Below are 23,666 nucleotides of genomic sequence, written 5' to 3'. Positions count from 1 at the left end.
TTTGAAATTTAGTTAATTAAACGCAAACTTCGGCAATTAGCTGGTTATACGGCCGAAAAGCCTTACCTTTGCGCCCAATTACTAATAACTGAGAATTACATGACCATGCTCAGTTGCTGTTGAAAGAAGATCACTGCAAGCAGTTTTCACTATCACAAATAACCTTTGCCGGGGCCCGGTGCCAGCAAGGTTCTCCAACGGCCAAAGCATGACATCCGGTGACAGAATACCGCGACAAACATGTGGCTATCACAAAACAATTTTAAATGAATGCATTTGAAGCCTTAGGCTTAAACGAACAATTGGTACAGGCTGTAACCGACCTGGGATTTGAAACACCCTCTGAAATACAGCAAAAATCCATTCCCGTATTATTATCCGGCACCACCGATTTTATAGGGCTTGCCCAAACCGGTACCGGCAAAACAGCGGCATTTGGTTTACCGCTTTTACAACTCATCGATCCATCACAAAGGCATGCACAGGCATTGGTGGTTTGCCCTACCAGGGAATTGTGCCTGCAGATAACCAACGACCTCGAAAAATTCAAGAAACACAGCAGGAATATATTCACCGAAGCAGTATACGGCGGTGCATCTATCACCATGCAGATACGCAATCTTAAAAAAGGTGTGCAGATCGTTGTTGCAACACCGGGCAGGCTCATCGATCTGATCGAAAGAAAAGCCATCGACCTGCAGAAAGTAAAATATGTAGTATTGGATGAAGCAGATGAAATGTTGAACATGGGTTTCCGTGATGATATTGATTTTGTATTGAAGAATACTATCAACAGGGAAAGCATCTGGCTGTTCAGCGCCACTATGCCACCCGAAGTAAGGGCCATATCCAAAAACTACATGGATACGCCTAAAGAAGTTACCGTAGGTAAAAAGAACAGCGGTAACGTTAACATCGATCACCAGTATTTTGTAGTGCCGCAACAGCACCGTTACGAAGCACTGAAAAGACTGATCGATTTTAATCCCGGAATGTATGGCATCATCTTTACCCGTACCAAAGTAGATGCGCAGGAAATAAGCGAACGCCTGGCAAAATCAGGATACGAAATAGAAGCGTTGCACGGCGATCTTACACAGCAGCAGCGTGATAAAGTAATGGGCAGGTTCCGTACAAAAAGTCTGCAGTTACTGATAGCAACCGATGTTGCAGCACGTGGTATTGATGTGGATGGCGTAACGCACGTGATCAATTTTGAATTACCCGATGATATGGAAGTATATACCCACCGCAGCGGCCGTACAGGCAGGGCGGGCAAAACCGGTATCTGTCTTTCTATCTGCCACAGCAGGGAAACTTATAAGATCAAATCGCTGGAAAGGATGATCAATGCACAGTTTCACAAAGTGGATGTGCCGACTGGTAAAGAAGTATGCCGTAAACAGTTCTTCCACTTTATGGATAAACTGATGCAGGCAGATGTAAGCCATGGCGATTATGAAACTTACATCCCCGACCTGATGGAAAAATTTGCAGACGTAAGTAAGGAAGAAGTATTGCAACGTGTTGCTGCTTTGGAATTCAGTCATTTCTTAAAATATTATGAGAATGCTGAAGACCTTAACAGGAATGATTTCCGTGGCGAAAGAAGGCAATCTTCCGGCGAAGGAAGAGACAACCGTGGCGAACGCAATTTCAACAGGCGAGACAATGGTTATACAAGATTGTTTGTGAACCTGGGAACAAAAGATGGTTTTTATAAAGCAAGTTTCCTGCAGTTTATTTTAGATGAAAGCAATTTAAAGAAAGAAGTACTGGGTAAGATAGATATGAGGGATATGAATAGCTGGGTGGAAGTGGATAAAGCAGAAGCAGGCAGAATGATCGCAGCAATAGATGGCAAGCGTTACAACAACCGTACTATTCGTATGAACGAAGCAGACGGCGGTTTTAAACGCCCCAATGATGAAGGGCATGGAAGAGAAAGAAAAAGAACCTTTGCTCCGAAAGAAAAAAGGAGCTTCAGGTAATTGATCTATAAAAATGTATGTATCCCCGGTTTAAACAGCCGGGGATATTTTTTTAAAGGCCTTTTGCTTTTTAAAATAATATACCGACACGATCAGTAAAGCATATACCAGGCTGCCGGTTGCAGCAATAATGATATCGTCGCTGCTTTGATGCACCCTGTCAACCACTACCCTTACAGCAAATAGTAGAACAGCGATCAGCAACAAACTTATCCAGTACTGCAGCAGGGTTGGCGGCGCAGGAAGCAAAACCTGTTTTTCCATCCTGCAAACAAACCAAAGCATATACAGCAACCCCAGTATTGAAAAGCCTACCTGCAAAATAAAATACAGGTGCACTGCGTGCCCTCCTATCATCAGTTCGCTGTTGAATGGTTTAAAAATATGGCCGATCAATTTATTCTTATGCGTAAACACATCCAGTATCAGGTGCGAAAGGATACCAATGAAGATCGAAAGCAGTACAATTAATTTGTGCTGTTTAAAATATTCCGTCCAGTTAAATGCAGGCATCAGCGATAATCGTTGCCGGAAGAAAGCAGGTAAATGCAGCACCATTATGTCCCTGATCAAATTATGAAAAATAAAACTGAACACGATCGCCATGGGCATATCGATCAAAAAAATGCCGTACCAGGTATGGCCTAAATTTTCTGTATTGCGCAGGCGCAATAAAAACTCTACATCAGGTATAATGCTGCCTGCAACCAATCCGGTAAAAGAAAGGCACATCTTTTTTACATTACAAAAAGGCAATACAACTGCAGGATGCGAGAACGTAAAAGGCATCTGCAAAGAAATGGTTTATCTGCAAAAGAAGCTGGAAGCTATGGATAATTTTTGCCGCTCAAAAAAAGTCATTGTAAAGAATAATTTATTTACCGATACAGAACTTACCGAAGATCGTACCCAGTATATCCCGGTCGTGCAGTATCTCACCGGTAATTTCGCCCAGCGCCTGCAAGGCATGGCGGATATCAAGCGCCAGCAGATCACCACTGATGCCGGATCGCAGTCCCGATTGTACTTTCAGCAACGAAGTTTCACAGTCCAGTAAAGAGGCATAGTGGCGGGAATTGACCACGATGGTTTGCCCCGTATTAATTTTTTCAGAAAGCACCAGCGAAGGAAGATAATTCACCAGCTCGTCAATTTGTGTTTTATTCAATGCAGATATTTCAAATACCTGCCGGTTATCTTTATTGAACGCATGGATACCTGCATGCAGCTGATCTAACTGCGCTTTATCAGCTGTATCTATTTTATTGGCTACTATCAGAACCTGCTGGTTAGGTTGCTGCAGTTTTTCCAGGTCGTCCAGTACATCTTTTTCTGTATTGGTATTCACATCAAATACATACATCAATATACCGGCGCTGTTGATCTTCTCCATGGATTTTTCAATACCCATCTTTTCGATTACATCGGTCGCCTCCCTTATACCGGCTGTATCAATCAACCGGAAAGCAATACCATTCACCACCAGTTTTTCTTCAATGGTATCCCTGGTAGTACCGGCAATAGCTGTTACGATCGCCCGCTCTTCATTTAGCAGCGCATTCAGCAAAGTGGATTTCCCGGCATTGGGCCTGCCTGCAATAACCGTGGTAACACCATTCTTAATAATGTTGCCCAGTTTAAAGGAGCGGATCAGTTTTTGCACCGAATGTAAAATCTCATCTACCAGGTCCTCCAGTTTTTTGCGGTCGGCAAATTCAACATCTTCTTCGCCAAAGTCAAGTTCCAGCTCTATCAACGCCGCAAAGTGGATCAGTTGCTCCCTTAATTGTTTGATATCATTGCTGAAACCACCCTTCATTTGCTGCAATGCTGTTTGATGCACTGCTTCCGTTTCTGCAGCTATCAGGTCGGCCACCGCTTCTGCCTGTGTAAGATCCAGCTTGCCGTTTAAAAAAGCACGCTGTGTAAACTCTCCCGGTTTGGCCATGCGGGCCCCCATACGTATACAGGCTTCCACCACCTGCTGCTGCACATAGGGGCTGCCGTGGCAGCTGATCTCCACCACATCCTCACCGGTATAACTTTTAGGATTTTTATACAGCGATACCACCACTTCATCTATCACAATGCCTGCTTCTTTTAACAAGCCCACATGCAGTGTATGCGTAGCCTGCTTTGTAAGCTCTTTAGAAGCGAATAAACGGTCAATAATAGCGATCGCATCCTTCCCGCTCAATCTTATCACCCCAATGGCGCCAACGCCCTGTGGCGTGGCTATGGCCACAATAGTATCATCCCATCCCGAAAGCGTATTTTGCATGCCGCAAAGATACTTATTGCAGCGGTTTTATCAGTTTCCTGTCCGTATCGTTCACTTCATCAATAAAATAATGCTTCACATTGTTGATGGTCACTTCATCAGCAATATCCACAAAGTTTTTGAACAGGGCTTCGTCATTGGCCTTAATGATCATCACCATATCATCCGTGGTGCCTTTTATTTTTTTCACAGAGGCAAGTTTATCCGTCAGTACTTTTCTTACAGCATCGTTGGTGAAAGAAGTTTCTTTAACTACTGCGTTATTGTCCGGTATGCCTTCGTAATAAAATATCCTGTTATTTTTATCCAGGATGATGGTGATAGCACAGCTTTCGCAAACATTGCTTTGTACCGTAGGGTCATTATCGTTGGGCGAAACAAGCCCCATCACTCTTGGCTTGGCCATAGTGGTGGTGAACACAAAAAAAGTGATCAGTAAAAAACCCAGGTCCACCATTGGAGTAAGATCCACCCGGGTACTTTTTTTATTCATCCTTTTACCTTTGGAATGTTTTGCTGCAGTGGTTGATTGTATTTCTGCCATAGTAGTAAGTTTTAAATGAGACCATTTGTTTTTTATTTTCCATAAGCATTTACATAAAAAAACTTCCGGTATAAGCCGGAAGTTTTTTTAATGATCATAGGCGAAAAAATTATTGTGCCTGCACCTGGAAAGTGATAGGCTGCCTGCGGTAGGCGGTAACGTTATTACCGTTCTGCACAGCAGGTATCCAGTTCTTGGTTTTTTTAATTACCCTGATCGCTTCCTGGCAAATACCATAACCGGGATCGCTTTCGCAACTGATATCACTCAGGCTGCCATCCTTGCTTACAATGAATTTTACCACTACGGTATACGAACCTTCCGGGGCTCCATTATCATTGGGTACATCAGGATTCAGGTATCTTTTTAAAAAGCCGCCCCAATCGCCATCAAAAGCTGCTTCCTTTTCCACCTTTGTAAATACTTTGTTCTCATCATCATTGCTTTTAGGTACATCAATAGCGCCGGTATTGGGTTCTTCAACAGGGGCCTGCACCACCTGGTTGGTATTGTCGCTTTCCTTGTTAATGTTGCTGATCATTGCATCATCATCTATCGCCTGTATCTTATCTTCCGGCTTCACATCTTCATCCTTCATAATAACCGGTGGCGTAAAGTTTACCTGTTTAAGATCGGGTGGCGGCGCCTGCACAGGTGGAGGAGGCGGTGGTGGTGTAACAGGCGGCGGCGTTTCTTTCACGTTTGCCATATCGATATCTTTCACTTCAAGGCCGTCACTTTTTCCTTTGCCGGAAAAATGAGCGAATACCGATCCGCAGATCAAAATTAGTATAGCCGATCCCGTTATTAACAGCGCTTTGCGCATACGGTTGCTGTAATAGCGGCGCAGATCATAAGCGCCATACTGTTTGTTTCGTCCGTCGAAGACAATGTCGAGAATGTCGGCATTTAAAATTTTATTTGCTTCCATAATAAGTAGTTTTTTTATTTAGATACAAAACAAAATTTCTTCCATAAACATTTTTAAAATTTTAGTGTAGCCCTTACAGTAAGGCATAAAAAAACTCCCGGTATAACCGGGAGTTGCGTATCGAATTTGTTTGTACTTGTGCTTATTGAGCCTGTACCAGGAAGGTGATCGGCTGACGGCGGTATGCATTTACATTACGTCCGTTTTGAATAGCCGGAGTCCAGTTCTTGGTTTTTTTGATAACCCTTTTGGCTTCTTCGCAGATACCAAAACCAGGATCAGATTCGCAGGTGATATCACTTAAGCTACCATCCCTGCTCACTACAAATTTTACCACTACAGTGTAAGTACCTTCTGCAGCGCCATTATCTGTAGGAACATCACCGTTCAGGTTTTTCTTTAAAAAGGCATTCCATGCTCCAGGTCCGCCAGGGAACTCTGCTTCCACTTCCACCTTGGTAAAGATCTTACCTTCATCATCTTCCACTTTCGGAACTTCCACAGCGCCGGTACCTTTATCTTCTACAGGTGCCTGTACTATCTGTTCCTTATTATCACTTTCTACGGTTTTAGTACTGATCACCTGGTCGTCCTTGATCTCTTCGATCTTTTCTTCAGGCTTCACTTCCTCATCCTTAACAATTTTAGGAGGGGTAAATTTTACCTGGTTGATCTCAGGTGGTGGTGGTGGTACTGGTGGTGGTGGTGGTGGCGGTGGTGGAGGCGGTTCATCCTTCTTAACCTCGGCCATTTCCATATCTTTTACTTCCAGGACCTCAGGGCCCGATTTTTTGAACACACTGGCAAACACCGAGCCCAGGAATATCAATAATGCAATGGATGCAGTAATGATAAGGGCCTTGAGCAGGCGCCTGTTGTATGTCTTACGCAGCTCATAAGCACCATATTGCTTATTTTTCCCATCGAAAATGATATCGAGGATGTCTGCGCTTAAAATTTTGTTTATATCCATTGTATACTGCTTTTAAATTAGATTCAAACTCCGGTAAATTCCATAAATTATTTTATACCATTTGCTTCCTCGGTCTTTTTGATCAGCATTTCTTCTACATCGTTGATATCCACTTCGGCATAGTGACCGGTAGGTATCTTGTTGATCTGCATCTCGTCCAGGATGTCGATGGCATTTTTAAATTTACTTTCCTTATCGGCCTTAATGATATACATCAAATCACTTTTAGATTTGTCCCCGTCCGGAACAGCTCTTTTCTTGTCTAAAATGATTTGGCGGATTTCTTTAAAGTTGGTGCTTTTAAATATCTCAGTGGCATTATCTGCGGTTAAATTACCATTGTAATAATAAACCTGGTCGCCTTTTCCGAGCAGGATCGTCATTACTGCCGATTCCTTTACTTTCATCTGGTCTTCCGGTTTATCATCCTTAGGTTCATTCATATTCATTGCAGTGGGTTTACTCATAGTGGTGGTAAACACAAAGAATGTGATCAGCAGAAAGCCAAGATCCACCATCGGGGTAAGATCTACCCTGGTAGATAATTTTTTTGGTTTCTTGACGCCGGGGCCTTTCTTATGACCGCCACCCGACGAGGTGTCCATTTCTGCCATGGTGCAACTATTTTTTAGTTAATTAAAATTATTCTTTGGCTCCCGACTTATTGAAATTATATAACTCGGAACCTACTGGTGCGCTTTCTGAATTAGTTACGATCTTGAACTTTAATATGTTATTCTTTTTCAAAGCATATTTAATGTTCTTGAAATCAGGATACAATGCATCCCCGTCTCCTTTCAGCAGCAGCATTTCTTCCAGCTCTTTCTGGCTTCCGCCGGCATAAGCATTGGTAATGCTCCTTATCCAGTCAACCATTTCGTTGGTGGCACTGTCCTTAATAGGAATACCTTCCATTTTAGTGGCTGGCAAAGGTTCCGCCAGGTCGGCAAGGCCTTTTAATTTATTCAGTGGCATACCAATAAAACTCATTTTATCCAGCTTTTTCACTTCTGCGTCAGAAAGCCCGAGTGCTTTGGTTTTATTGATATCATTTAAGATATCCAGTTTTTTGGTGTCATCTCCCATCATCAAAAAAACCTTGCCCTCTTTTGTTAAAGTAATGAGGATAGATTTTTCAGGAGCTGCCTTGGATGATACGGAACTTGGCGCCACAACAGCCACAGCTTCAGGCGGCTTTTGTTTGGTAGCCAATATAAAGAACGATAACAGCAGAAACGCAACGTCGCACATCGCCGTCATATCTATATTGGTACTCTTGCGGGGTATTTTGGCTCTTCCCATGATTGATTATTTATTAATTAGATTCAAATATTGATAAAATCCATACACCTGTTGTACCAAAATTATTTGTACAATGATGCAAAACTCTGGGTCAGCGTAAAGCCGCTTTCATCAATACCATAGGTAATACCATCGATCTTGGTGGTAAACATATTGTAGAATATAATTGAAATAGCTGAAGTACCGATACCTAATGCAGTGTTATACAAGGCTTCAGAGATACCTACAGACAGTTTGCTTGCAGCATCACCACCGCCTTCGCCTTCACCCAGGGCAGAGAATGAACGGATCATACCCAATACCGTTCCTAACAGACCCATCAGGGTTGCTACAGAAGCGATAGTTGATAAGAATACCAGGTTCTTTTCCAGCATTGGCAGTTCCAGTGCAGTAGCTTCTTCCACTTCTTTCTGGATAGCCAGTACTTTTTGATCGGTAGTTAATTCAGAGTTGCTGATCATTTCTTTGTAGCGGTGTAAACCTGCTTTCATTACATTACCAACACTTCCTTTTTGTTTATCGCATTCAGCAATGGCAGCATCAACATTTTTGTTAGCCAGGTGATATTGCACTTTGCGGATGAAATCGGCATTGTTGCCACTTCCGTTTGCTTTGCTGATAGTTAAAAAACGTTCGATCACAAAAGTGATTACAGTTAAAAAACATCCAATCAGGATCGGTACGATGATACCTCCCAAATACATTTTGCTCAAGGCAGTTTTAGGTCCTTCATGGTTTGGCCAGAATGCACCTGTTCCTGGTTTGGTGAAATTGCTTGCGCTACCCAAAAGGAATCGCCAGATCAAATAACCTGCTATTACACACACAACAGGAGCCAACAAAGAAATTGCATTATTAGATTTTTTTACCTGTACCGAAGTAGCTGGTTTTACAGATGGTTTTGTTTCTGCCATGACATTCAATTTTTAGTTAGTGAAAAAGTTAATTTTGATTTTTGTGTTAGTTAAGCTTGATTGCACAATTCTACTATAAAAATATAATCAAACAACCTGTTTTTTTGCACATTTTTAGATGTAGAGCGCACAAGTTAATAAAATAATCGAAAGCAACAACTTACCGTTTATTTTTTTTTATTTTTTTAATATTGATGCCGGAATCGCCATTTTACATAAAAAAAATGCACTATTCCAGCCGCACTAATAATTCACCTTTTATCCATAAAAACCCATATTTTAAAAGGTATTCAATACTTTCGTTTGTAAACTTATATATTCAATATAAAATCATCCACATGACTTATTGCATTAGAAAATTTTGCTTGGCTTTTTCTGCTGTGTGTGTAACACTTTCGGTGAGCGCACAGGATAAGCCGGCCACTTCACCCGCTATGCCGGGGGGTATGCCTTCTATGACGCCGCCCAAGCCCGGTCCTAAACCTTACAAAGAAGTTATTACCGACAAAGCCAAAACCTCCCGGGGGTTGTTTGTAGTACATAAAGTAGAAGACAAGTACTACTTTGAATTGCCACAGAAATTATTGGGCAGGGATATCCTTGTAGTAAACAGGATCTCCAAATCATCGGTGGAAAGCCCTAAACAATTCAATGGCTATGCAGGCGATGAGATCGGCAGCAATGTGATCCGCTTTGAAAAAGGCCCCAACAACAAGATCTTCCTGAAGAATATTTCCTATAGTGTAAATCCATCCGATAGTACCAAACCTATGTACCATTCGGTATTGAACAGTAACCTACAGCCTATATCAATGGCATTTGATATCAAGGCCAATGCACCCGACAGTATCGGCGGCGGTATCGTGATAGATGTTACAGACAATATCACTGCCGACAACGAGATCTTTGGTTTTGCAGGTTATGCCAAATCATCTTTCCAGGCAGGCGGTTTTCAGCCTGATAAATCCTATATCGTAAGTGTGCGTCCTTACCCACAGAATATAGAAATCACTACAGTAAAGACCTTTTCTAAAAGCGCAGGATCGCCGCAACCCGGCTTCCCTCCTGCTGCACCCAGCCAGGCCACTGTAACGCTGGAAATGAACAGCTCCTTACTGATACTGCCCGAAAAGCCCATGAAGGCAAGGTATGAAGATAACCGTGTAGGCTATTTCAGCACCGGCTATACCGATTTTGATGCCAATCCACAAGGTGTAAAAGACATCAGCATGATCGCACGCTGGAGGCTGGAACCAAAGCCCGAGGATATGGAAAAATACAAACGCGGCGAACTGGTGGAACCCATCAAACCGATCATTTACTATATCGATCCCACCACTCCTAAAAAATGGGTGCCTTACCTGATACAGGGTATCAACGACTGGCAGGTGGCTTTTGAAAAAGCAGGCTTTAAGAATGCCATTATGGGTAAGGAAGCACCTACCAAAGAACAGGACAGTACCTGGAGCCTGGAAGATGCCCGTAACAGCGCTATCATCTACAAACCATCATCTGTACTGAATGCCTACGGACCTAGCACCGTGGACCCAAGAAGCGGTGAGATCATGGAAAGCCATATCGGCTGGTTCCACAACGTAATGAAACTGTTGCACGACTGGTATATGATACAGGCCGGCGCTATTGACCCCAGGGCCCGTAAAATGGTGTTTGATGATGAACTGATGGGACAACTGATCCGCTTTGTATCATCGCACGAAGTAGGCCATACATTGGGCCTGCCGCACAACTTTGGTTCATCATCAGGCGTGCCTGTTGAGAACCTGCGCAACAAAGCATGGGTGGAAGCCAATGGCCACACACCAAGCATTATGGACTATGCACGTTTTAACTACGTGGCACAGCCGGAAGATAATATCACTGCTGCGGGTATTTATCCACGCATTGGCGATTACGATAAATGGTCAATTGAATGGGGTTATAAACTGATACCGGAAGCAGCTACTGCCGAAGATGAAGTGCCCATCCTGGATAAATGGATAGAAGCCAAAGCAGGCGATAAACGTTTTTACTATGGAAGACAGGGACAACCCGATGATCCCCGCGACCAGAGCGAATGTATTGGTGATAACGCCATGAAAGCATCAGCTTATGGTATTAAGAACCTGCAACGCATTCTGCCAAATCTTGCCACCTGGACCAAACAGGCAGATGAAGATTATACCGACCTGGGTAATATGTACGACCAGCTGACTACACAGTTCCGCAGGTATATCGGTCACGTATGCTACAACTTTGGTGGCGTGTACGAAACATTTAAAAAGAACAACCAGCCCGGCAATGTATACGAATACGTAAGTAAAGCCACGCAGAAAGAAGCGGCTGAATTTGTAGACAAACAGGTATTCACCACACCAACCTGGCTGATCAATAAAGACATTTTCAGCAAAACAGGCTTAAACCCTACCACTACTATTTTGAGCCTGCAGGAAACTGCATTGTTCAAAATGCTGAGCACCACTACTATGAACAAAATGCTGAATGCAGAAGCGTCTATTGGTGCTGATGCATATACAGTAAGTGATCTGTTAAGTGATCTTAAACAAAGTGTGTTTACAGAACTCACCACCAAAAAAGCCATTGATATCTACAGGAGGAACCTGCAGAAATCTTACGTGGAAAGACTGGGTGCAATTTTAAATCCTGCACCACAGCAATCGATGGTGATCATATCTTTTGGTGGCCCAAGCACACCGGTAATGGATACTAAAAAATCGGATATCCTTTCTTACCTGAAGGGACATGCGAAAGAACTGAAGGCTGCTATTGATGCTGCTATTATCGGTACTACTGATAAAGCAAGTAAGTATCACCTGCAGGACTTGAGCGACCGTTTGAAGAAGATACTGGATCCTAAATAACCAGGGATGAACTGAAAATAATGAAGGCGCTTCGTAAATGAAGCGCCTTTTATTTTTTACACTGTTGAAATAGCAATTATTCGTACCGCAAAGCCACAATAGGATCGAGCCGGCTGGCTTTTACTGCAGGATACAGCCCCGCTGCAAGCCCTACTGCCGAGCAGACAATGATACCGCCAATGATCCATCCCCACAACAGCACCAACCCGGAATGTAAAGCCATTGCGATCAGGTTGCCCAGTATGATACCAACAACGATACCTACTACAGCGCCCAATAAACTGATAAGGATCGACTCCCAGAGAAATTGATTGCGGATATCTTTTTTAGTACCGCCCAATGCTTTTATCAGGCCGATCTCTTTGGTTCTTTCGTTCACGGCTACCAGCATAATATTCATCAGCCCGATGGAAGATGCCAGCAAAGTGATGAGTGCCACACCAATGATCCCTTTTTCCAAAAAGCCGAGATTGTTAATGAGCGTTGCAGCAATGCTGTCGCTTTTATCAATATAAAAATTATCTTCTTCCTTTACATCCAGTTTTCGTATAGGCCTGAACGTTCCCGTGGCTTCACCAACAGCAGCATCAATCAGGTTCACATCATTTACCATTACAGCAATAGCGAAAGAAGAATTCTGTGTGGGGTAATAACGGCGGATATTGTTGTAGGAAGTGATGACCACTTTACCCGTACTGAAAAATGCACTCGATCCTTTATCTTCCAGCACTGCCAATACCCGGTAAGGAATATGATCTACATTGATCACCTGGTCTACTGCCTTGGCCACATTATCTGGATATAATTTTTCTGCCACGCTGCTGCCGATCATACAAACATTGCGGCCCGATTCCACATCGGAAGGCGTAAGGTTGCGGCCATAAGCGATCTTATACCCATTCAGTTCAAGATAATTTTCATCACCACCAGTAAAGTTGATATCTGGATTGGTCTTCTTCTTTTCATTGTTCACAACGATATTGCCCGCTCCCCTAATGGCCAGTCCCACTTTTGCAGGAAAAGCATAGCGCTCCTTGAACGACTTGGCCTCTTCATACGTGATGATCTTTCCAATGCTGGAGTTCTTTTCCTTTAATGCCGATTTGGTCTTTTTAACCACGTCTCTTTGCGGCCCTCCGCCAAAGCGTATATTACGGTCTTTATAACGCAGGCTGAAAGCATTGGCGCCCATAGTGGAAAAACTGCTGGTAAGGCTGTTGCTGGCCGCTTTTAACGAAGTGAGGAACCATATCAAAGCACAGATACCCAATGCAATGATGGCAACTGTAATACCGGTGCGTAACCTGCTGCTGCTGATATTGCGCCACGACAGTTTAATGGTGTCTTTAAAGGTCATGCAAACATGTATTATACCTTAAAGTTAATAACAGAAAAGAGACCGGCAGGAAAAACTTTTACGAATGGCAGGATGAAGGGGATATGATGGCTGGATGAAGGCAGGATCACCCGTAGATGCCTCGTAGATGACCCGTAGCAACTTTTTAGATACAGCATAGCACATTGCACTATCCTTCGGACATCCTTCGGTCATCTTTCGGACAACTTCCGGTCTGCCCGGGCACTGTTATATAGAAATTCCGGGGCCAAAGCATGGAGCTGCTCCCCTACCCTTTCAACGCAAGGTTGACAGGCATTTACCTGTGCTGTAATTATGGATTATAATGCAACCAGTCGGTGATAAGATGTGGTGCAATACCCAGCAGGATGATCAAACCGGCAGTGATCAGCAGCAATATCTTGAATGCAGGTGTTATATCCCATTCCTGCACATTGGCTTCTGAGTTTTCTTTAAAATAAATGGCCTGTATCACCCTGAAGTAATAATAAGCGCTGATAGCTGCACACAATACCGCCAGTATCACCAGCCAGAAATTATGGCCGTTGCTTACGGCTGCAATCAGCATATAGAATTTAGCCTGGAAACCGGCTGTTAAAGGAATACCTGTAAGAGATAACAGGAAGATGGTGGCAGTAAGCGCCAGTACCGGTTGTGTTTTGGCAAGGCCGTTAAAACCATCCACTGTGTAGTCGTTCATTTTTATCAGTACAGCAAAAATACCGATGGTAGCAAGGCTGTAAGCAGCCGCGTACAGCACCAGGCCTTCCTGCGCTTTATCATTCAAGGCAAATAAAGCCAGCAGCATAAAGCCAGCCTGTGCAATACTGGAGTAAGCCAGCATACGCTTCACGCTTTGCTGGAACACCGCAGTAAGGTTACCGATCAGCAAAGTTGCAGCAGTAATGATAACGATCAGCTTTTGCCATTGTGGTTGTACAGAGCCAAAAGCATTTTCAAAAAGCCTGATGAAAGCAAAGAAGCCCGCCGCTTTTACAATAGTGGCCATAAAAGAAGTGAATACTGTAGGGGCCCCGTCGTACACATCGGGTGTCCAGAAATGGAAAGGCGCAGCAGAAACTTTAAATGACATAGCGATCATCAGCAACACCAGCCCTACAGCTATCAGCACCGGCATTTTACCGGCGCCCAGGTTAATATTGTTCAAAAAGAAAGAAGCGGAGTCGGTGCCGCCATAAATAAACGCAATACCCATCAGCATGATACCTGTGGAGAAAGCGCCCATTAAAAAATATTTCAAAGCAGCTTCATTACTTTTTAAATTGCGTTTATCGCTTCCTGTTAGTATGTACAAAGGGATAGAAAGTATCTCGATACCAATAAAGAGTATCAGCAAGGTGTTGAAAGTAGCCACCAGTCCCACACCGCACAGTATAAAGAAGATGAGGGCAAAGAATTCCGATACATTGGAACCCACTTTTTCAAAGTCGCGGCCATTCAGCAAAAAGAACAACAAAGTGCAGGCCAGCATTACCGTGATAAAAGTAAGGTTGAGGCTGGTGGTATGCAGCATGTCTTTTGTTTCGATACCAAAAAGCGGTTCCTGCATATACAGTTCATGGCAGTTGGCAAGCAATATCACCACGATCCCTGCAATAGCAAGATATTTAGGTATGCTTTTACTTTTTACAAATGCACCTGCCAGCATCATTACAATACCCCATATTGCTGATAAAATGATCTCGTTCATATTCCTATCCTCTTTAAAGGAATGATTGTGTTTTGTTATTTAATTATTTTGCCTGCCCGGTTATTACAAGGCCCATATCTTTAGTTAAATTCAGTATTGGTTGTGGAAACACACCTACTATAAATATCACCAGCACTATCACACCCAGTATGATCTTTTCATTCCAGGCTATTTCCTTTACATTTTCTGTAACGGCATTGGTCTCGCCATAAAATACTTTCTGCACCATGTTCAAAGTATACACAGCCGCCAGTATAATGCTGATACCCGCAATAGCAGCGTACCATTTATTGAACCCGAACAACCCGTTGAACATCATGAACTCGCCAACAAAAGCATTGGTAAGCGGCAATGCAATATTGGCAAATGCGATCACCACCAGCATAATGGTAAGCACCGGCGCCTTATGCGCCACACCACCCAGCTGCGATATCTTGCGGGTACCGGTTTGTTTTTCCAGCAGGTCCACCACTATCCACAGGCCAATGATATTGATACCGTGACTGAACATCTGTATCATCACACCCTGTATCCCGGTAACACCTGCAGGCGCTGCCGGAGATGCAGAAGCAAACATAGTGGCACACATCAACCCGATATGCGCAATAGAAGAATAAGCCACCAGGCGTTTCAGATCATCCTGCTTAATGGCAATAAGGCTGGCATAGATCATTCCGAAAACAGCCAGGCCGATTATGATCATACTGTTATGCGTAGCTGCTACGGAGAATACGGGCAATACCCATCTTAACACTGCAAATACCCCCATCTTTACCATGATGCCGCTTAATACCATTGTAACCGCTGTAGGCGATTGCTCGTAAGTATCGGGCTGCCAGGTATGGAAAGGGAATACCGGCATCTTGATAGCGAATGCAATAAAGAACAGCCAGAATAACCAGCCCTGCTCTGTAGGCGTAAGATTAATATGCCTGAAAGCATCCAGCGAAAAAGTATGCTCATGCAGTAATACACCTGCTTTGGAAAATTCGCCACTGGTATGCAGGTACATGTAAATGATACCTACCAGCATCAGCAGTGAACCGGTAAATGTATATACAAAGAATTTGAAAGTAGCCTGTATCCTTTTTTCGCCACCCCAGTAGCTGCATAAAAAATATACCGGTATCAACGCCAGTTCCCAGAAGAAATAAAAGGTCAGCGCATCCAGTGCAGTGAACACGCCCATTAACCCGGCCTGCGATAACAACATCAATCCGTAAAAGGCAGCAGGTTGTTTATATTTTCCATTGTAGGTAGCTATAAAAATTACAGGAAATGAGAACGCAGTAAGCAATGTAAGCAGTCGGCCCATACCATCCAGCCCGATATTGAAACTGCCGCCGATAGATTGCATCCATTCATACTTATCAACAAGACCACTTAATTGCAGGTCTGTTTTGCTGTTGCCGGCATACGAAAGGCTTATTCCGGCAATTGCCAGTGTAAGGAGCGAAGAGATTAAAGCCAGTGCTTTTGAATTCTTTTCGCTGCGTAAAATAAAACAGAGTAACCCGGCTATCAGCGGAGACCACAACAACAGATCAGGAAAACGTATTCCAAGAGTTTGCATATCTATAACTTCTAATTACAAAAACAGTTGTACTATAAATAAAATTAAAATGCCAATTACCATCAGTAACACATAGCTGCCCACATGGCCGCTCTGCAGCAAACGAACCTGGCGGCTGCCATAGTTCACTGCTTTGCCGATACCATTCACAAAACCATCAATACCTTTTTTCTCCATTATATTATTAAAGAAGGAAGCAAGGCCCTGCAATGGTTTTACAATGATGGCTTCATACAATTCATCCACATACCATTTATTGGCGAGCACTTTACCCAAACCGGTTTCTTCAGCATCCGTTTTTTCGTATTTGCTGAATTTATTCCAGGCAAATAACAATGCGATCAATGCACCTATTACAGAAACAGCCATTAAAGTATATTCCATGGAATGAGACAATGGCGAATGTTCTTTTGCAATAGCATTGCTGCCTGCAAAAATGGGTTCCAGGAAGGCTTCCAGTTTATGGCCACCCTGCATAAATACTTCTGGTATACCGATCCATCCACCAATGATAGATAGTATGGCCAGTACGATCAACGGTATTGTAATCGCTTTAGGGCTTTCATGTAAATGATGCCCCTGTTCGTGTGTGCCCCTGAATTTACCGGTAAAGGTCATGGCATATAAACGGAACATATAGAAGGCCGTCATGAATGCAGTTAACACACCCACACCCCATAATACAGGGCTTTCTTCATAAGCATGTGCAAGAATTTCATCTTTACTGAAGAAACCAGAGAAAGGCGGCATACCTGCAATAGCAAGACAGCCTATTAAAAAAGTAAGTTGAGTAATACCCATGTATTTTTTCAGTCCGCCCATATTGCGCATATCCTGTTCGCCACCCATGGCATGTATCACACTACCAGCACCCAGGAACATCAATGCTTTAAAGAAGGCATGCGTCATTACATGGAATACAGCGCCGGTGTAAGCACCCACGCCCAATCCTAAGAACATATAACCGAGCTGACTAACGGTACTGTATGCCAGCACTTTTTTAATATCGTTTTGTTTCAACGCAATGGTAGCAGCAAGTACCGCAGTAGCCAGACCTATCACCGCAATCACATGCTGCGTTGCAGGGGCCATGGTGTACAAAATATTGCTGCGTGCTATCATGTAGATACCTGCGGTAACCATGGTGGCAGCGTGTATCAATGCAGATACCGGTGTAGGGCCCGCCATCGCATCGGGCAACCAGGTGTATAAAGGTATCTGTGCACTTTTACCGGTGGCACCTACAAATAATAAAAGCGTGATGCCGGCAATATCAGTATTGTTCAGATTTTTAAGACTTGCAAATACAGTATGATAATCTGCTGAACCGGTCTTTGCGATAATCCAGAACACTGCGAGTAAAAAACCCAGGTCACCAATACGGTTCATCACGAATGCTTTTTTAGCAGCATTATTATAAGCAGTATTCTTGAACCAGAAACCGATCAATAAATAAGAACAAAGACCCACACCTTCCCAACCAATGAACATGATAACATAGTTGGCGCCCATTACCAGCAGCAACATAGAGAATACGAACAGGTTGAGGTAGGCAAAATATTTTGCAAAGTCCTTACTCTCTTCATCGTGCATATATGCTGTGGAGTATACATGAATGAGGAAGCCAACACCTGTAATGATAAGCAGGAACAAAGAAGACAACTGGTCTACCTGGAAATCGAAACCGATCTTTAAAGAAGGGATATCGATAAAATTAAAATAATGCGCTACATGCGTATTACCGCTTTTAACATTAAAGAAAACCCATAAGCTGATGGCAAAGGAAGCCAGTATCACCCCGCTGCCAATAATGCCGGTAAGCGTTTTTGATAATTGTTTTCTGCCGAGTCCATTAATTAAAAAACCGAGCAAAGGTAAAAATGGTATCAGCCAGACTATTTGTAAAACGTTGTTCATAATATATAAAAGCTACAAGCTGTCAGCCACAAGCTACAAGCAATGATCTTGCAGCTTGCAACTTGGAGCTTAATTCTTTAACCTGTTTAAAAAGTTTACATCCACCGAATGCACATTCCTGTACATCATTACAATAATGGCCAGCCCTACGGCTACTTCGGCCGCAGCCACCACCATTATAAAAAATACAAAGATCTGTGCATCTCCTGTTACAGAAGGCGTGTTGATGCCAACGGGTGCAGCCGCATGCATTTTTGAGAATGCCACCAGTAGCAAGTTCACTGCGTTCAGCATTACTTCAATGCACATAAAAATAATGATGGCATTGCGGCGTGTCAATACACCAATGATGCCTATACAGAATAGGCCCACCGCAAGCGCTATGTAATATTTAATATCCATAATAAATTAATGTTCTCTTTTACTGATCACTACTGCGCCGATCATAGCGCTTAAAAATAATACACTGCTTATTTCAAACGGTACCACGTAGTCGGTAAACAACAGGTGGCCTAGGTTCTTTATCAATCCATAGTCGCCCACCTGCATCTGCACGTTGGCGCTGGTTTTGCTCAGTGCTGCTATCAATACCAAAAACACACCGCCGCCCGATATCACACCTGCAAACTGCAGCAGTTTATTCTTTTGTGGTTCCACGGCAACATTCAAATTCATCAGCATCACCACAAATAAGAACAATACCATGATGGCGCCTGCATACACAATGATATTCACGATAGCGAGAAACTGTGCATTCAGTAAAATATAATGCCCGGAAATGGCAAAGAATGTTACCACTAAATATAAAACGCTGTGTACCGGATTCTTCCTGGTAATGACCATTAAAGCACTGCCCACAGCAATTGCCGTTAATATCCAGAATACGATTTGTGTAAGACCCATTTTTTATTGTTGATTATTACGTACTATTTTTTTGCCCTGTTACCCAATGCTTTTTTATAGGCTTCCGGTTCGTCTATGGGGTGCGGAATCAGTAATTCATCTTTACTGTAAATAAATTGTTTTCGCTGGTAGTCGGATGGTGCAAATGTTTCGCTTAAATAGATGGCATCTTTCGGGCAGGCCTCTTCGCAAAGGCCGCAAAAGATACAACGCAGCATATTGATCTCGTATTTGGCTGCATATTTTTCTTCGCGGTATAAATTCTCTTCACCGGTTTTTCTTTCAGCTGCTTCCATGGTAATGGCTTCTGCCGGGCAGGCCACTGCACATAAGCCGCAGGCCGTGCAATTCTCCCTACCCTCTGCATCCCTGTTAAGGATATGCAGCCCCCTGAATACAGGACTGAAAGGCCTTGTCTTTTCAGGGTAATTGATGGTGGGTTTCTTTTTAAAGATATGGCTGAAGGTAATGGCCATTCCTTTAAGAACGGCAGGCAGGTACAGCTTTTCTACAAAGCTCATCGGCTTCCTGTTTACCTGTTTTACCCTGTTAGTTAATGCTTGCATATTTTAAAAACCTTTACGGTTTATTTAATTTATCTATGAAAAAATAAGATCAGTCCGCCTGTTACCAGCATGTTCACCAGCGCCAATGGTATCAGTATCTTCCACCCCAGGTTCATCAGCTGATCGTAACGGAAACGCGGTATCGTCCAGCGCACCCACATGAATAAAAATAAAAAGAAGATCACCTTTGCCATCAATGCGGCAATACCGATCAACGCCAACCAGTTGCCCCAATCCGCATGTGCTGCTTCATTAAAGAATGGCAGATCGTAACCACCAAAGAACAGACTGGCCATGATCACGCTGCTCACAAACATGTTGATGTATTCAGCAAATAAATAAAAGCCCAGTTTCATGGAGGAATATTCTGTATGGTAACCACCGATCAATTCATTTTCTGCTTCGGGCAGATCGAATGGTGTACGGTTACATTCTGCAAAAGCACAGATCAAAAATATCAGGAAACCGAGTGGTTGTTTGAATACATTCCAGGCGTACCAGTTGGGATTCTGTACCTGTGTTTCCACCATGCCTTTAATGCTCAGGTTGCCAGTCACCATGATCAATGCAATTAAAGAAATACCCATTGCCAGCTCGTAACTGATGATCTGTGATGCAGCCCTTAAACCGCCCATTAAAGAGAACTTATTGTTACTGGCCCAGCTACCCACCATGATACCGTACACACCCAAACTCACTACGCCAAAAACATATAGTATACCTACATCCACATTAGCGATCTGCAATGAAATATCCCGGTCGAAGAAATGCACTTTATTACCCCAGGGGATAACCGCACTTGTCATGATAGCAGTAAGCATTGCCAAAGATGGCCCGAGTATGAATAGGAATTTAGAGGAAAAATTAGGGATGATCTCTTCTTTAAAAAACAATTTCAAACCATCGGCCAAGGGTTGCAGCAAACCAAAAGGTCCTGCACGGTTGGGCCCCCTCCTGTCCTGCAGTATGGCCGCCACTTTACGTTCTGCAAAAGTGGTGTACATGGCAATACCCAGTGATCCCATTACTACAACGAGTATCAGCACTAATTTTTCAATTACCAATGGCATCCATTCTTCCATTAAAAACATACTATCTCTATTAAAATATTTCTACTTGTTTGTTAAACCAAACTGGTTCGATTCTCCGGCTCCTTCTTTATGGTCGCCCGATTTTGCAAAATCCTGCATGTGCGCCGGCCCGTTGATCTTACTCAATTCTATTGCAGGATTATTCACCTCGCTCACATTGTGAATATTCATCAGCAGCCTTGGCTCACGGCCACCCATAACCGCTTTTACAGTTTCATTCGGCACTACCAGGTTTTGGTAATGGCCTTGTGAGATCACAGAATGACGGTTGATATTGGTAGGCCCTTCAATGGTCCAGTCGCTCGTCTTCTTTTTATCAAAACGGCAGGTATTACAGATCCAGCCGGGTTTGCCATCATAGCTTTTCACTTCGCCCCATTCATCCTTGCGTGCAGTAACCCTGAATACTTCTTCGCCACGCAACCATAAAGTTGTTTTACCACAGCATTTAGGGTTTTCGCAATCACGGTGTGCATCCACCGGTTTGGTGAACCATACCCTGTTCTTAAAGCGGAAAGTTTTATCTGTCAAAGCACCCACCGGGCAAACATCGATCATATTACCACTGAAATCATTATCAATGGCCTTAGAAATGTACGTGGATATAGCCGCATGATCTCCGCGGTCTGTTACACCATGCACCCTTTGATCTGTGATCTGGTCTGCCACATAAGTACAACGGTAACAAAGTATACACCTTGTCATGTGCAATTGTATATAAGGGCCGATATCTTCCTTCGCAAATGTTCTTCTGCCGAATTCGTAGCGGGTGCCTTCTTTACCATGTTCATATCCAAGATCCTGCAAATGACATTCACCGGCCTGGTCGCAGATAGGACAATCCAGCGGGTGGTTCAATAATAAGAATTCCACTACACCTGCCCTTGCATCCTTTACTTTATCGCTGGTGATATTCTTCACGATCATACCATCCATCACTGTTGTACGACAGCTGGCCACCAGTTTCGGCATCGGCCTTGGGTCGGCAGTAGAACCAGCCGCCACTTCCACCAGGCAGGTACGGCATTTACCGCCACTGCCCTGTAATTTGCTGTAATAGCACATTGCAGGCGGTGTAACGTCGCCGCCAATAGTACGGGCAGCATTTAATATTGTTGTACCCGGTGCCACCTCGATAGTGATATTATCTATCGTTACTTTAAAGTTTGCAGGTGGTGCAGGTTTTGTTTCTTCAGCCATATTACCCCAACCCCTAAAGGGGCTTTTAGATTAAGAAATTTAAAAACTATAATTTATTTCACTTACTTCAAATTTTGAACTCCCAGTCCCCCCTTTAGGGGGCGGAGGGGGCTATGCAGGCACTGCCACATGGATCGGATCAGCATAATGCGCCAGTCCATAATTCCTTCTCAAGCATTCATCCGGGTTCAGCACATGCCATTCAAACTCATCACGAAAATGACGGATGGCAGCAGCCACCGGCCATGCAGCCGCATCACCCAGCGGACAAATGGTATTACCTTCTATCTTACGCTGAATATCCCACAACAGGTCAATATCCTTAATCTCTCCTTTGCCGCTATCGATCTTCTTTAATATTTTCTCCATCCAGCCGGTTCCTTCGCGGCAGGGGCTGCATTGTCCGCAGCTTTCGTGGCGGTAGAACCTTGCCAATGTATAAGTATGTTTTACCACGCACTGGTCTTCATCCAGTACAATAAAACCACCAGAGCCCATCATGGTACCAGTTGCAAAACCGCCATCAGCAAGGCTTTCGTAATTCATCATCCTTTTTTCACCCTTAGCTGTTGTCAGCAACAGGTTAGCAGGTAAAATAGGAACAGAAGAACCACCTGGTATACAGGCTTTTAATTTTTTTCCGTTGGGAATGCCACCACAATATTCATCGCTGAAAATAAATTCTTCCACGCTGATGGTCATATCAATTTCGTACACACCGGGCTTGTTGATATTGCCACAGGCAGATATCAGTTTGGTACCCGTGCTTTTACCCACGCCAATTTTCGAGTATGCCTCACCGCCATCGTTGATGATGGGCACAACCGCCGCAATGGTTTCCACATTATTCACCACGGTAGGCCTTTCCCAAACGCCTTTTACAGCAGGGAATGGTGGTTTGATCCTGGGGTTACCCCGCTTGCCTTCCAGCGATTCTATCAATGCAGTTTCCTCTCCGCAGATATAAGCGCCTGCTCCACGCTGCACATATATTTCGCAGTCAAACCCACTGCCTAAAATATTCTTTCCTAAAAAACCATTTTGTTTGGCTTCAGTAATGGCCTGCTCCAGTATATCCACGATCCAGGCATATTCACCACGGATATAGATATAACTTACATTGCTGCCTAACGCAAACGAAGACACGATCATTCCTTCTATCAAATAATGCGGAATGAATTCCATCAGGTAACGATCTTTAAAAGTACCAGGCTCACTCTCATCTGCATTCACCACCAAATGTCTTGGCACACCTTCCGGTTTTGCAATAAAACTCCACTTCATACCCGTAGGGAAACCTGCACCACCACGGCCCCGCAGGCCGCTCTTCTTTACTTCTTCCACTATTTCGGCCGGCTGCATCTTCAATGCTTTTTCCACACTGCGGTAACCACCTTCGCGGCGGTATACCTCAAAACCCCTGATGCCCGGAACATTTGCGTTTGCTAATAATAATTTTTTACTCATACTAACCTCTTTAGGAGATTCTGTTTTTCGTTTTTTGTTTTCCAGTCAACTTTTCCCTCAACCCTT

General features: G+C 43.5%; 20 protein-coding genes. 2 read left to right on the top strand and 18 right to left on the bottom strand.

Features of this window, described 5'->3' with window-relative positions:
• Nucleotides 1–266: 266 nt before the first annotated feature.
• Entirely contained in the window at nucleotides 267–1,991 is a 1,725-nt protein-coding gene (locus QM738_RS13220) for a DEAD/DEAH box helicase (RefSeq protein ID WP_462277198.1), read from the top strand.
• 30 nt (nucleotides 1,992–2,021) lie between these two features.
• On the opposite strand, the gene QM738_RS13215 is transcribed toward QM738_RS13220, so the two are convergent.
• The 8 genes from QM738_RS13215 to QM738_RS13180 form a co-directional block, all read right to left on the bottom strand.
• Nucleotides 2,022–2,780, bottom strand: coding sequence for a DUF4184 family protein (locus QM738_RS13215; protein ID WP_462277197.1), 759 nt, complete (start codon nucleotides 2,778–2,780; stop codon nucleotides 2,022–2,024).
• Nucleotides 2,781–2,865: 85 nt separating this feature from the next.
• Entirely contained in the window at nucleotides 2,866–4,272 is a 1,407-nt protein-coding gene (gene mnmE, locus QM738_RS13210) for a tRNA uridine-5-carboxymethylaminomethyl(34) synthesis GTPase MnmE (RefSeq protein ID WP_462277196.1), read from the bottom strand.
• Between the two features lie 13 nt (nucleotides 4,273–4,285).
• Nucleotides 4,286–4,816 (bottom strand): ExbD/TolR family protein, encoded by a 531-nt coding sequence (locus tag QM738_RS13205; RefSeq protein WP_462277195.1) that lies wholly within the window; start codon nucleotides 4,814–4,816, stop codon nucleotides 4,286–4,288.
• Nucleotides 4,817–4,925: 109 nt separating this feature from the next.
• On the bottom strand, nucleotides 4,926–5,747 hold the full coding sequence (locus QM738_RS13200; RefSeq protein ID WP_462277194.1) for an energy transducer TonB: 822 nt from the start codon (nucleotides 5,745–5,747) through the stop codon (nucleotides 4,926–4,928).
• Nucleotides 5,748–5,889: 142 nt separating this feature from the next.
• Nucleotides 5,890–6,720: an energy transducer TonB gene (locus QM738_RS13195; protein ID WP_462277193.1), complete on the bottom strand. Its 831-nt coding sequence runs from the start codon at nucleotides 6,718–6,720 to the stop codon at nucleotides 5,890–5,892.
• 47 nt (nucleotides 6,721–6,767) lie between these two features.
• Nucleotides 6,768–7,334, bottom strand: coding sequence for an ExbD/TolR family protein (locus QM738_RS13190; protein WP_462277192.1), 567 nt, complete (start codon nucleotides 7,332–7,334; stop codon nucleotides 6,768–6,770).
• A gap of 28 nt (nucleotides 7,335–7,362) precedes the next feature.
• Entirely contained in the window at nucleotides 7,363–8,022 is a 660-nt protein-coding gene (locus tag QM738_RS13185) for an ExbD/TolR family protein (RefSeq protein WP_462277191.1), read from the bottom strand.
• Nucleotides 8,023–8,084: 62 nt separating this feature from the next.
• Entirely contained in the window at nucleotides 8,085–8,936 is an 852-nt protein-coding gene (locus tag QM738_RS13180) for a MotA/TolQ/ExbB proton channel family protein (protein WP_462277190.1), read from the bottom strand.
• Between the two features lie 338 nt (nucleotides 8,937–9,274).
• Between QM738_RS13180 and QM738_RS13175 the strand changes: the two genes are divergently transcribed.
• Entirely contained in the window at nucleotides 9,275–11,815 is a 2,541-nt protein-coding gene (locus QM738_RS13175; protein ID WP_462277189.1) for a zinc-dependent metalloprotease, read from the top strand.
• A gap of 76 nt (nucleotides 11,816–11,891) precedes the next feature.
• Here QM738_RS13175 and QM738_RS13170 read toward each other — a convergent pair whose 3' ends face one another.
• The 10 genes from QM738_RS13170 to nuoF all read right to left on the bottom strand — a co-directional run bounded on the left by QM738_RS13170 (nucleotide 11,892) and on the right by nuoF (nucleotide 23,600).
• Entirely contained in the window at nucleotides 11,892–13,172 is a 1,281-nt protein-coding gene (locus QM738_RS13170) for an ABC transporter permease (protein ID WP_462277188.1), read from the bottom strand.
• Between the two features lie 313 nt (nucleotides 13,173–13,485).
• A complete protein-coding gene (locus QM738_RS13165; protein ID WP_462277187.1) occupies nucleotides 13,486–14,883 on the bottom strand; it encodes an NADH-quinone oxidoreductase subunit N in 1,398 nt (465 codons plus the stop codon).
• Nucleotides 14,884–14,926: 43 nt separating this feature from the next.
• Complete coding sequence (locus tag QM738_RS13160) at nucleotides 14,927–16,456, bottom strand: complex I subunit 4 family protein (protein WP_462277186.1); 1,530 nt, start codon at nucleotides 16,454–16,456, stop codon at nucleotides 14,927–14,929.
• Between the two features lie 15 nt (nucleotides 16,457–16,471).
• Nucleotides 16,472–18,373 carry an NADH-quinone oxidoreductase subunit L gene (gene nuoL / locus QM738_RS13155; RefSeq protein WP_462277185.1) on the bottom strand — a complete coding sequence of 634 codons (1,902 nt, stop codon included), beginning with the start codon at nucleotides 18,371–18,373 and terminating at the stop codon, nucleotides 16,472–16,474.
• Between the two features lie 69 nt (nucleotides 18,374–18,442).
• Nucleotides 18,443–18,775, bottom strand: coding sequence for an NADH-quinone oxidoreductase subunit NuoK (nuoK, locus tag QM738_RS13150; protein WP_462277184.1), 333 nt, complete (start codon nucleotides 18,773–18,775; stop codon nucleotides 18,443–18,445).
• A gap of 6 nt (nucleotides 18,776–18,781) precedes the next feature.
• On the bottom strand, nucleotides 18,782–19,276 hold the full coding sequence (locus tag QM738_RS13145) for an NADH-quinone oxidoreductase subunit J family protein (protein ID WP_462277183.1): 495 nt from the start codon (nucleotides 19,274–19,276) through the stop codon (nucleotides 18,782–18,784).
• A 23-nt stretch (nucleotides 19,277–19,299) separates the two neighbouring features.
• Nucleotides 19,300–19,842, bottom strand: a complete 543-nt coding sequence (gene nuoI / locus QM738_RS13140) for an NADH-quinone oxidoreductase subunit NuoI (RefSeq protein ID WP_462277182.1) — start codon at nucleotides 19,840–19,842, stop codon at nucleotides 19,300–19,302.
• 29 nt (nucleotides 19,843–19,871) lie between these two features.
• Nucleotides 19,872–20,933, bottom strand: coding sequence for an NADH-quinone oxidoreductase subunit NuoH (gene nuoH, locus QM738_RS13135; protein ID WP_462277181.1), 1,062 nt, complete (start codon nucleotides 20,931–20,933; stop codon nucleotides 19,872–19,874).
• Between the two features lie 21 nt (nucleotides 20,934–20,954).
• On the bottom strand, nucleotides 20,955–22,133 hold the full coding sequence (locus tag QM738_RS13130) for an NADH-quinone oxidoreductase subunit G (protein WP_462277180.1): 1,179 nt from the start codon (nucleotides 22,131–22,133) through the stop codon (nucleotides 20,955–20,957).
• 111 nt (nucleotides 22,134–22,244) lie between these two features.
• Nucleotides 22,245–23,600, bottom strand: a complete 1,356-nt coding sequence (gene nuoF, locus QM738_RS13125; RefSeq protein WP_462277179.1) for an NADH-quinone oxidoreductase subunit NuoF — start codon at nucleotides 23,598–23,600, stop codon at nucleotides 22,245–22,247.
• Nucleotides 23,601–23,666: the final 66 nt, after the last annotated feature.

The organism is Ferruginibacter sp. (assembly GCF_049840995.1).
In the GTDB taxonomy this organism is placed as follows: Bacteria; Bacteroidota; Bacteroidia; order Chitinophagales; family Chitinophagaceae; genus Ferruginibacter.
The sequence above is the reverse complement of the archived record's forward strand: the minus strand, read 5'-3'. Positions and strand labels throughout refer to the sequence as shown.